The organism is Polaromonas sp. P1_G4, from assembly GCF_056405475.1.
On record NZ_JBFUCA010000106.1, the window covers coordinates 1 to 10,502 of the forward strand.

Below are 10,502 nucleotides of genomic sequence, written 5' to 3' on the forward strand. Positions count from 1 at the left end.
GTGCTTGAGCACGTCGGCGTGGTTGCCTGCGTGGAAGGCGTGGCGATAGGAAAACATGGGTCTATCCTACCTTCTTGCATGGGGGAAATGCCTTAAACCCGGCTGAATATTGACGCAAGTCCTTGATTTTTCATATAATCGTGGGCTCTGCAGCGCCTAGTGGTTCCGCGGCAGAGCTTGAAATACTGCCTAAGAGGTTCTCATCAGAAGAACACCGACCGCAGAAAAGAACCCGACAAACCATTTTTTCGAAAGAAAACTCATGAAAACGTTCAGCGCAAAACCCGCTGACGTGACGCACGAGTGGTTTGTGATTGACGCGACCGACAAGGTCCTCGGACGAGTAGCCAGCGAAGTTGCTCTCCGTTTGCGCGGCAAACACAAGGCCATTTATACGCCTCACGTCGATACCGGTGACTTCATCGTCATCATCAATGCAGCCCAGCTGCGCGTCACCGGCGCCAAGTCGACTGACAAGATCTACTATCGCCATTCCGGTTATCCAGGCGGCATCACTGCCACCAATTTCCGCGACATGCAAGCCAAGCACCCCGGCCGCGCTTTGGAAAAAGCCGTCAAGGGCATGCTGCCCAAGGGCCCGCTCGGCTACGCCATGATCAAGAAACTCAAGGTGTACGGTGGTGCAGAGCACCCGCATACCGCCCAACAGCCTAAAGTGCTGGACATCTAAGGAGCCATTGATGATTGGTGAATGGAACAATGGCACCGGCCGTCGCAAATCCAGCGTCGCCCGTGTGTTTATCAAAAAAGGCACCGGCAAGATCACGATCAATGACCGTGACATCCAGGTGTTCTTCGGTCGTGAAACCTCGATCATGATCTGCCGCCAACCCCTGTTTCTGACGAACCACGTCGAGACGTTTGACATCATGGTCAACGTCCACGGCGGCGGCGAGTCCGGCCAGGCCGGCGCAGTGCGCCACGGCATCACCCGTGCGCTGATCGATTACGACGCAACGCTCAAGCCGGCCCTGAGCCAGGCTGGCTTTGTGACCCGCGATGCACGTGAAGTCGAACGTAAAAAAGTCGGTTTCCGCTCAGCTCGCCGCCGCAAGCAGTTCAGCAAGCGCTAAATCGACATTTAGCCGCTTTCGCTGTCCCCGAAAAGCCGCCTGGTTTACCCGGCGGCTTTTTTCATGGCCGAAGCATTTGTGTGGCGACCGCAACGTCCTGTCAATGCTTTGTAAGCGTTTAGTTTTCCTGATGCAAAGCCTTACCCGGCTTTACGGCTGAATCGGGCGGTTCAGCGGATGTCTGCGTGCACAATGCAGCTCCTCGAACCGAAAACTGCAGGGTCCCCGATTTGAAATTTCGCCTGTTTCGCCGCCGGCTGACGATCAGCTCCCCGCGCATGTCGGTGCGCAGCTCGCTCCCCTGGCCCTTGCGGTGGATCGCCGGTGCCCTGATGCTGGGGTTTTCCGCAGCGGTCGCCCTCTGGGCCTTCGAGTTCGGCAAGGGGATTGCGGGCGTGGATACCGATGCCAGGGAAGAGATCAGCGTGTTGCGTCAGGAAGTGGTCACTTTGCGTGCAGACCGCGACAGGGCGCAATCGATTGCCAATACTTCAGGCAGCCTGCTCACGGCCGAAAAAGCGGTGCAGGAAAAGATGATGAGCCAGATCCGGCAGCTGGAGAGCGACAACCGCAGCCTGCGCGACGACCTGGGATTTTTTCAGAAGCTTTTGCCGGCTGGCAGCGCCGAGGTTGTCGCCATCCGCAGCCTGCAGGCCGAGGTATTGTCGGGAACCCAGCTCAAATGGCAGGTCCTGGTGATCCAGCCCGTCAAAGGTGCGCCTAATTTCAACGGGAAACTTGACCTGACGGTTCATGGCACGCAGGACGGAAAACCCTGGACGATGACTTTGCCCGGCGGACCGCAAACTTTACAGTTCAAACAGTACCTTCGTGTGGAAGGTGTCCTCGACTTGCCCCCCCAAGCCATGGTACAAACAGTTACAGCTAAAGTCATTGAGGGGACAGCGGTCAGATCTGCCCAGACCTTCAAGCTTTGAGAATTTCTCCCCGATTTCCCCTTCCACCGCCACCCCAGCACAGGAACCTTTGTATGTTTGGAAAAAAGAAGCAGCCGCCCATCAAAAGCCTGATCGCCCAAGGCAGCTGCATTGAGGGCAACCTGAAATTCACCGACGGCCTGCGGATCGACGGTGAAGTGATCGGCGACATCCGCGCCGCCGAAGGCAGCTCCAGCATTCTGGTGATCAGCGAGTCCGCCACCGTGACCGGCCATATTCATGCCGACCATGTGATCATCAATGGCCGGGTGATGGGCCCTGTCCACGCATCCGAGCTGCTTGAATTGCAGCCCAAAGCCAAAATCGAGGGCGACGTGTCTTACAAGGCGCTTGAAATGCACCAGGGCGCCGTCATCTTCGGACAGTTGCGCGCTACAAGCCACGCGGAACTAGAAGAAAAACCCACGCTCAAACTGGCCGCCAACAACATCTGATTGGTGGGGGTGAATTGGGCGAGTAAGCGCTCACAAATAGACCGCCGGGCCTAACACGCATGGGCGTTATGGTTGATTGAATTGCTGTACTATTTGCCATAAGTGTCGCCAGAGGCTTGAAAGCCTCGAATCGCGAACCCTGATTCGCTTTATGTATTGGAGTCCCCATGAGTGCCGTTGCCGAAAATATCCAGACCGAAATGCCCGCGCCCTTTGTCTTCACCGACAGCGCCGCGTCCAAAGTGGCTGAGCTGATCGCCGAAGAAGGCAACCCGGATCTGAAGCTGCGCGTCTTTGTGCAGGGCGGGGGCTGCTCCGGTTTCCAGTACGGTTTCACCTTCGATGAAATCACCAACGAAGACGACACCACCATGACCAAAAATGGCGTGTCCCTGCTGATCGACGCCATGAGCTACCAGTATCTTGTGGGCGCCGAAATCGACTACAAGGACGACCTTGAAGGCGCGCAATTCGTCATCAAGAACCCCAACGCCACCAGCACCTGCGGCTGCGGATCCAGCTTCTCGGCCTGAGGCGGAACTCAACGCTTTCGCTTTAAAAGCCGCCTTCGGGGCGGCTTTTTGCTGTCCGGCCATCCTCTTGTCTTCTTGATTTCCCATGCGGTGAACCAAGTTCGCACTTTCGCATCTCTTATCCATGCAGGCAGAAGAAAAATCATTGCGCATGCTGCTTTGGCTGGTAGCTATCGGCTTTTTCATGCAGACGCTGGACGCCACCATCGTCAACACCACCTTGCCGGCCATGGCCCGCAGCTTTGGCGAAAGCCCTTTGCGCATGCAGTCGGTGGTGGTGGCCTATTCCCTCACCATGGCCATGCTGATCCCCGCGTCCGGCTGGATCGCCGACCGCTTTGGCACGCGGCGGGTGTATGTGGGGGCGATCTCGCTGTTCGTCATTGGCTCCATCGCCTGCGCGCTGTCCGGCAACCTGATGCAGCTGGTGGCGGCGCGGGTGGTGCAGGGGATGGGCGGGGCGCTGCTGCTGCCGGTGGGCCGGCTGGCCGTGCTGCGCGCCTTTCCGCGCGAGCGCTTTTTGCAGGCCATGAGCTTCATTGCCGTTCCGGGCCTGGTTGGCCCGCTGATCGGGCCCACGCTGGGCGGCTGGCTGGTCCAGGTGGCTTCCTGGCACTGGGTGTTCCTCATCAACATTCCGGTGGGGGTACTGGGCTGCGTGGCGACGCTTTTCTACATGGAGGACAACCCGCGGCTTCAAATGCCGCGTTTCGACCTGCCGGGCTACCTTTTGCTGGCCTTCGGCATGGTGGCCGTGTCGCTGGCGGTGGACGGGCTGTCGGGCCTGGGCCTGAAACAGGCCAGCGTGCTGGTGCTGCTGGTGTTCGGCATGGCCAGCCTTACCGCGTACTGGCTGCATGCCGCCAAACGCCCTGACCCGCTGTTTTCGCCGCGGCTGTTCTCGATTCCCACGCTCAGCATCGGACTGCTGGGCAATTTGTTCTCACGCCTGGGCAGCTCGTGCATGCCTTTCCTGGTGCCACTCCTGCTGCAGGTCAGCCTGGACTATTCGCCGTTGCAGGCGGGGATGATGATGGTGCCGGTTGCCGTGGCGAGCATGCTGGTCAAGCGCTTCACCACACCGCTGATCACTCGCTACGGCTATCGCAGGGTGCTTGTGACGAACACCGCGATGGTGGGCCTGACGATGGCGAGTTTTGCTTTCGTGACACCGGCGCAGCCGCTGTGGCTGCACATCCTCCAGCTGGCATGTTTTGGCGCGGTCAACTCGATGCAATTCACTGCGATGAACACCGTGACCCTGCGCGACCTGGACAGCAGCATGGCCAGCAGCGGCAACAGTTTGCTGTCGATGGTGCAGATGCTGGCGATGAGCATGGGCGTGGCCGCAGCGGGCGCGGTGCTGGCCGCTTTCACGGGCTTCTTTGGTGCCGGCGAGGCCGTGCAGACGCTGCACTCCTTCCAGGCGACGTTCGCCGCGATGGGGCTGATCACGCTGGCATCAGCGGGGATTTTCTGGCAGCTGTCGCCGCAGGTGAGGGTGGTGAAGAAGGCTGAAGCGACCGAGGCTTCGGGGCAGGGCTAGTTTTTTCTGCCGGCAGTCGCGTCAACTCACCAGTGCCAAAGCTGCAAAATCCCCGACCCGTTCGCCCAGCCCGGCCGTCACCAGTTCAACGCCATCCGTGAGGGCCGGCAGCTTGCCCTGTATCTGGGCCCGAAGGCGCGGCAAAAGATAGTCGTGGTGATTCAGGAACACGCTCCCTCCGAGGCTGATGCGCTGGAGATCCAGCGTGACCACAAGGTTGTAAAGGGCGCGACCCATCACCCGGCAAAGCTCGTCGACCATCACCGTTGCGCTGGCATCGCCCGCGCGCGCGGCGGCAAAGAGGTTGATCGCGCCGGCGTGGCCCGCGCCGGCAAACCGCCGCTCTATCGCATTGCCGGCCACCAAGGCTTCCAGGTCGCCGATATTGCCGCAGCCGCACAGTGCGTCATGGCTGTCGCTCACAAACATGTGGCCGGCGTGGCCCGCATTACCGTGCTTGCCGTGCAGCACCCGGCCATCAACACACAGGCCAACACCGACGCCGGTGCTCCAGGTCACATAAGCGCAGTGCTCCAGACCCTGCAGGGCGCCCCAGCGGCGCTCGGCCTCGAGTGCGGCGATGCCGTCGTTTTCTACGCGTACGTTGGGAAAGGCCTGGCGCAGCGGTGCTTCCAGCGGCACGCTGAGCCAGTCGTTGGGCAGGCCACGCGCCTTGCCGGCCATGCCGCCGCAGATGTTGGGGGTTGTCAGCTCGATCAGGCCGTCGTGCAGCGCAAACGGTCCGCACGATGCGACGCCCACTGCCGAAACGGCTGAGGGATCGATGCCCGCCTCGGCGCAGCTGCGTGCCATCAACGCCAGAACCTGCTGGCCCAGGGCGTCGCGGCTGCCCTGTTTAACGGTGGCTTCGGTCACCCGGCCCCGCACGCCTTGCTCATCGGCCACGCTGACGGCCACCTTGGTTCCGCCTACGTCAACGCACAGCAAGGGTGCGGAGCCCTTGGGCAGCACGGGAATCTGAGCGGGTATCGGGAAGGGGGAGTTTGCGTTCAAGGCCGGGTCTCCAGAGGTGGGCCGATGGATGGATCAGTCAATGCGCATTGAGGATAGATGCTATCTGTCATCAGAAGGGGTGCGCGTAGTCTTTTGGCGTGATTTGTTTCATATGAGTTTGGCAACCAGCGTGGCGATCAGGCTTAGCAACACCGTGGTCGCCAATGGAATAAACCATTCCCGGCCAAATAGCCTGAAGCGGAAATCGCCTGGCAGCCTGCCGAAGCCCAGCTTGTGCAGCCAGGGCGTGAGGCCGCTGATGACCACCAGGATCAGGAAAATCACGATCATCCAGCGAATCATGGAGGTGCTTTCATATAGGGCATTGTGGCGCGGGGGCCCTACAGGGTGTGGCTTCTGTCGCCCTGAGAAAACCCCGATGCTTCCCATCCTGAATAAGGAGCGTCCGGAGAATCCACCGCAAAGCCGATCACCTTGAACAGTTCGCCCATTTCATGCTCGTTCACCAGCTTTTGCAACATCACCCGGTCTGGCAGGCTGGCGTTTTCCATGCCGTCCAGCAAGCCGCAATTGAGCAAAAACCGCCCCTGGCTGGTGTAGCCCAGCACCTGCAGGCCGGCTTCCTGCCCTGCCAGGGCAACACCGGTGAAGTTGACATGCGCCGTGATGTCCTTGTCGCCCACGTCCGCCAGCGCATCGGCATCGGCCAGGTGGCCACGGTGGCACATCAGCGTGCCCATGCTGCGTTGCGGATGGTAGTACTCGTGTTCGGGAAAGCCGTAGTCGAGCAGGAACACAGCGCCGGCGTCCAGCCGGTCGGCCAGTGTCCGCATGAAGCCTTCCGCCTGCCGATGGATTTCTGTGACGTAATCGTGTTCGCCTTCCACTTCAATGGGAGGCCGGAGATCGGTCGGGCTGTCGGCATGGACAAATCCTCCCTCAAGGCGGGCCACGCCGCGCTCATGCCAGGTGTTGTTGAGCCGCGCGAGCAGCTTCACCGGCATGGCATCCAGTACTTCGTTGCCCACCACCACGCCCCGCATCTGCGCCGGGAGCTCCGCTACCCAGTCCACCTTGCCGGCAAAAGCCTGCAACCGTTCCTGCTGGCGCTCGCGCAGGCTGCCCGACAAATCGACGACGCGGTACTGCGTGACAGAGTCGCCCAGCGCATCCAGCAACTGGTGCGCCAGGGCGCCCGAGCCGGCGCCGAATTCCCAGATTTCCGTGGTGCCGGTTGCCGCAAGGGCTTCTTTCACCTGCCTGGCCAGCGCCCGGCCAAAGTGGGCGGACATCTCCGGGGCCGTCGCAAAATCGCTGCCCGACTGCGGCATCAGGCCGAATTTGCGCGAGGCATTGGCGTAATAACCCCAGCCGGGCGTGTAAAGCGCCATGTCCATGAAACGGTCAAACCCGATCCAGCCGCCGGCAGCGTCAATGGCCCTGGCGATGTGGTCGGCGAGGCCGGTCGGTAAAATAGGGGGATTGGTCGTCTGGGTCATGTTTGTCACCGCCTGCAATTGTCGGCGATACGTCCCCGACCTTTTTTGCCAACCCTCACCACCCATGACCCCAACCCCGCCATCATCCCGACCCGTTGTCCTCGTGACCGGCGCCGCCAGGCGGCTGGGCCGCGACATCGCGCTGGCGCTCGCGGCCGGCGGCTGGCAGGTGGCGGTGCACTACCGCAGCTCCGAGGAAGATGCTATTAAAACAGTAGCTGCTTGCGCACAACTGTCGGGCGCTGCAGCCGCTTTTCATGCGGATTTAAACGACGAAACGGCAGTGCGCGGCCTATTGCCGGCCGTGGTCGAGCGCATGGGCCAGGTCGATGCCGTGGTGAACAACGCCTCGACCTTTGAACAAGACAGCGCCGCCAGTTTCGGTTTCGCCGCCATGGACCGGCATCTGCACAGCAACACCGGCGCCGCCATCGTGCTGGCCCAGGCCCTGCATGCGCATGTGGCCTCGCGCGGTGCCAGGGGGGCCGTCGTCAACCTGCTGGACCAGAAGCTCTGGAACCAGAACCCCGACTTTTTCAGCTACACGCTTTCCAAGGCCGCGCTGGAAGCGGCCGGCACCATGCTGGCGCTGGCGCTGGCGCCGCAGGTTCGTGTGGTCGGCGTTGCGCCGGGACTGACGCTGACCAGCCACCTGCTCACCGACGAACAATTCGAGGCCCGCCACAAGCTGTCGCCGCTGGGCCGGTCGTCCACCCCGGCCGACGTGGCGGCCGCGGTGAAGTTTGCACTGGAGAACAGCTCCATCACCGGCACCACGCTGCTGGTGGATGGCGGCCAGCACCTGATGAAGTTCGAGCGCGATTTTTCGCTGATGTAAGCCATCGGCAACGGCTTACACATCACCACAACTGACCCACTACAGACTGGCACCATGTTCAATTCCCGGGGCACCCAGATCCTGAATCTCACCGGTTTGCGCTTTGACGCCAACCTGGGCATTCTGGATCACGAAAAAACCGCGCCGCAACCGATCCAGGTCGATGCCGAACTGAACCTGGGCACACAGCCGCTGCTGCCCCATGACGACGACATCCACCATGTGCTGGATTACCGCAAGGTGCGGCAGATCATCATCACCGAATGCACCTCGGAACACGTCAACTTGCTGGAAAGCCTGATCGGCAAGCTGGCGCACCGGCTGATGAAGTTGCCCGGCGTGCTGGGCGTGCGGGTGAAGATCGCCAAACTTGAAATTTTTGACGACTGCGAAGTAGCCATTCGCATCGAGACGGGACAGTGGTGAACGATATGGGAGTGAATGATATGAGTGCTGTTTGGGAAGATGCTGTCGCGGAACACGAGCAGCAGGAAAGCTCCGCGCGCGTGCAAAACAGCATGAAGATCGAGCGCGAAGACCACAAACTGGAAAAACGCCTATGCCGCGAAGTCGGCCGCGCCATCGTCGACTTCAACATGATTGAAGAGGGCGACAAGGTCATGGTGTGCGTCTCGGGCGGCAAAGACAGCTACGCCATGCTCGACATTTTGCTGAAGCTGCAAAAGCGAGCGCCCATCAATTTCGAACTGGTGGCCGTCAACCTCGACCAGAAGCAGCCCGGTTTCCCGGAGCACATCCTGCCGGACTATCTCGGCAAGCTTGGCGTACCCTTCCATATCGAAAACCAGGACACTTACAGCATCGTCAAGCGCGTGATCCCCGAAGGCAAAACACTGTGCTCGCTGTGCTCGCGCCTGCGCCGCGGCATTTTGTACCGTGTCGCGGGTGAACTCGGCTGTACAAAGGTTGCGCTGGGCCACCACCGCGACGACATGCTGCAGACGTTTTTCCTCAACATGTTTTTTGCGGCCAAGCTCAAGGGCATGCCGCCCAAGCTGGTGAGCGACGACGGCAAGAACGTCGTCATCCGCCCCATGGCCTACGTGACCGAGAAAGACCTGACGCGCTGGGCGCAGGTGCGCGAATTTCCCATCATCCCGTGCACGCTGTGTGGCAGCCAGGAAAACCTGCAGCGCAAGCAGGTCGGCAACATGCTGCGCGAATGGGAGAAAAAATTCCCCGGCCGGCTGGAAAACATGTTCGCGTCACTGCAAAACATCGTGCCTTCGCACCTGATGGACAACAAGCGCCACGATTTCAAGGGCATCAAGACAACGGGCATTGCCGACCCGGAAGGCGACAAGGCTTTTGACACTGAGGAGTTCCGGGAGCCGGTGCCTCCGGGATTGTCCGTGATCGGTGTTCATTCCGGTTGACTGGTTTTTTCAGCGTTCTTCGTTTTTCAACAACTCATTGCTTTGGAGGTCTCATGAAACGTGCGTTCGCGATTTTCTTCATGGCTGCCATGGCTTTTGTCATGGCGGGTTGTTCCACCGTGCGCCTGGTCGACAGTGATGTCACTGCCTTCTACAACTGGAACGGCGCGCCGCCGGCGCCGGGCACACCTTACCGCTTTGAGCGCCTGCCCTCCCAGCAGGCCCCGGGTTCGCCGCAGGAGGCCCTCGAGGGCATGGCGCGCAGCGCCCTGGCCAAGGTGGGAATGGAGCTCAATCCGCCCGCCGCACGCTACAGCGTGCAGATTGTGGCCAACACCCAGATCATCGACCGCGGCCCCTATGGCTACAGTCCCTACGGCGGTTTTGGGTTTGGAAGCGGTGTGTTCATGGGCGGCGGTAGCCGCGGCGTCGGGGTCGGCCTGTCGTTCCCAATCGGCGGCGGAATCTCGGAGCCGACCTATTTCAAGCGCGAGCTGAGCATCGTGATGCGCGACCTTCGCACCAACCAGGTCGCCTATGAAACACGGGCCCTGCACGACGGCGTCTGGTCGGACACCCCGGCGGTGCTGCCCGCCATGCTGGACTCGGCACTGCGCGGCTTCCCGCAGCCGCCGCCGGGGACACGCCGCATCAATGTGGAGATCCCAAGGTAGATGTGGCCCCCACGCTTGTCGCTTCGCGTACTACGCTGCCCCCCGGGGGGGGCCGCTGCGCCTGCGGCCCGGCAAAGCCGGTTCCGCGGCCCTGGCTGGCTTAGCACCGCTTCTCGCTTCTATTACCCCCTTCGTGTTGGTGTGTCATGACTGAAGTGACGCGCGTTATTGCCATACGGCATGGGGAGACCACCTGGAATGTGGATACCCGCATCCAGGGCCATCTGGACATTCCCCTCAATGACATTGGACGCCGGCAGGCTGAGCGCATGGCGCTCGCGCTGGCCGAGGAACCCATCACCGCCATCTACGCCAGCGATCTGACACGCGCCTGGGAAACCGCGGAGTACCTGGGCCGTGCACTGGGCATCGAGGTGACGCGTGAGGAAGGCCTGCGGGAGCGCGGCTTCGGCGACTTTGAAGGGAAAACCTTTTCGGAGATCGAGGCGCTGCTGCCCGAGCAGTCGATGCGATGGCGCAAGCGGGACCCGGAATTTGCGCCCGCTGGCGGTGAATCATTGCTCGATTTGCGTAGTCGTGTGGTCACTACCGC

At 61.1% G+C, this 10,502-nt stretch carries 14 protein-coding genes; 11 read left to right on the top strand and 3 right to left on the bottom strand.

Features of this window, described 5'->3' with window-relative positions:
* Positions 1 to 262: 262 nt before the first annotated feature.
* The 6 genes from rplM (at position 263) to mdtD (ending at position 4,566) form a co-directional block, all read left to right on the top strand.
* A complete protein-coding gene (gene rplM, locus AC1D1X_RS07545) occupies positions 263 to 691 on the top strand; it encodes a 50S ribosomal protein L13 (RefSeq protein ID WP_007867557.1) in 429 nt (142 codons plus the stop codon).
* Between the two features lie 10 nt (positions 692 to 701).
* Positions 702 to 1,094 (top strand): 30S ribosomal protein S9, encoded by a 393-nt coding sequence (gene rpsI / locus AC1D1X_RS07550; RefSeq protein WP_007867568.1) that lies wholly within the window; start codon positions 702 to 704, stop codon positions 1,092 to 1,094.
* A 230-nt stretch (positions 1,095 to 1,324) separates the two neighbouring features.
* Positions 1,325 to 2,032 carry a DUF6776 family protein gene (locus AC1D1X_RS07555; protein ID WP_477666786.1) on the top strand — a complete coding sequence of 236 codons (708 nt, stop codon included), beginning with the start codon at positions 1,325 to 1,327 and terminating at the stop codon, positions 2,030 to 2,032.
* A gap of 53 nt (positions 2,033 to 2,085) precedes the next feature.
* Positions 2,086 to 2,487, top strand: a complete 402-nt coding sequence (locus AC1D1X_RS07560; RefSeq protein WP_457282898.1) for a bactofilin family protein — start codon at positions 2,086 to 2,088, stop codon at positions 2,485 to 2,487.
* Between the two features lie 167 nt (positions 2,488 to 2,654).
* Positions 2,655 to 3,020, top strand: coding sequence for an iron-sulfur cluster insertion protein ErpA (erpA, locus tag AC1D1X_RS07565; protein ID WP_122955163.1), 366 nt, complete (start codon positions 2,655 to 2,657; stop codon positions 3,018 to 3,020).
* 124 nt (positions 3,021 to 3,144) lie between these two features.
* Entirely contained in the window at positions 3,145 to 4,566 is a 1,422-nt protein-coding gene (gene mdtD, locus AC1D1X_RS07570) for a multidrug transporter subunit MdtD (RefSeq protein WP_477670050.1), read from the top strand.
* A gap of 21 nt (positions 4,567 to 4,587) precedes the next feature.
* On the opposite strand, the gene AC1D1X_RS07575 is transcribed toward mdtD, so the two are convergent.
* From AC1D1X_RS07575 to AC1D1X_RS07585, 3 genes are all read right to left on the bottom strand, one after another.
* Positions 4,588 to 5,514, bottom strand: a complete 927-nt coding sequence (locus AC1D1X_RS07575) for an ROK family protein (protein WP_477670213.1) — start codon at positions 5,512 to 5,514, stop codon at positions 4,588 to 4,590.
* Between the two features lie 174 nt (positions 5,515 to 5,688).
* On the bottom strand, positions 5,689 to 5,883 hold the full coding sequence (locus tag AC1D1X_RS07580; protein WP_477670049.1) for a DUF2905 domain-containing protein: 195 nt from the start codon (positions 5,881 to 5,883) through the stop codon (positions 5,689 to 5,691).
* A 38-nt stretch (positions 5,884 to 5,921) separates the two neighbouring features.
* Positions 5,922 to 7,040, bottom strand: coding sequence for a class I SAM-dependent methyltransferase (locus AC1D1X_RS07585; protein WP_477670048.1), 1,119 nt, complete (start codon positions 7,038 to 7,040; stop codon positions 5,922 to 5,924).
* A 64-nt stretch (positions 7,041 to 7,104) separates the two neighbouring features.
* Here AC1D1X_RS07585 and AC1D1X_RS07590 point away from each other — a divergent pair, with 64 nt between their 5' ends.
* From AC1D1X_RS07590 to AC1D1X_RS07610, 5 genes are all read left to right on the top strand, one after another.
* A complete protein-coding gene (locus AC1D1X_RS07590) occupies positions 7,105 to 7,878 on the top strand; it encodes an SDR family oxidoreductase (RefSeq protein ID WP_457282902.1) in 774 nt (257 codons plus the stop codon).
* Between the two features lie 54 nt (positions 7,879 to 7,932).
* Positions 7,933 to 8,304 carry a dihydroneopterin aldolase gene (locus tag AC1D1X_RS07595; RefSeq protein WP_431094939.1) on the top strand — a complete coding sequence of 124 codons (372 nt, stop codon included), beginning with the start codon at positions 7,933 to 7,935 and terminating at the stop codon, positions 8,302 to 8,304.
* A gap of 20 nt (positions 8,305 to 8,324) precedes the next feature.
* Entirely contained in the window at positions 8,325 to 9,275 is a 951-nt protein-coding gene (ttcA, locus tag AC1D1X_RS07600) for a tRNA 2-thiocytidine(32) synthetase TtcA (protein ID WP_477670047.1), read from the top strand.
* A gap of 53 nt (positions 9,276 to 9,328) precedes the next feature.
* A complete protein-coding gene (locus AC1D1X_RS07605; protein ID WP_477670046.1) occupies positions 9,329 to 9,949 on the top strand; it encodes a DUF4136 domain-containing protein in 621 nt (206 codons plus the stop codon).
* A 146-nt stretch (positions 9,950 to 10,095) separates the two neighbouring features.
* The coding region (locus tag AC1D1X_RS07610) for a histidine phosphatase family protein (RefSeq protein WP_477698073.1) at positions 10,096 to 10,502 on the top strand (407 nt) is incomplete at its 3' end.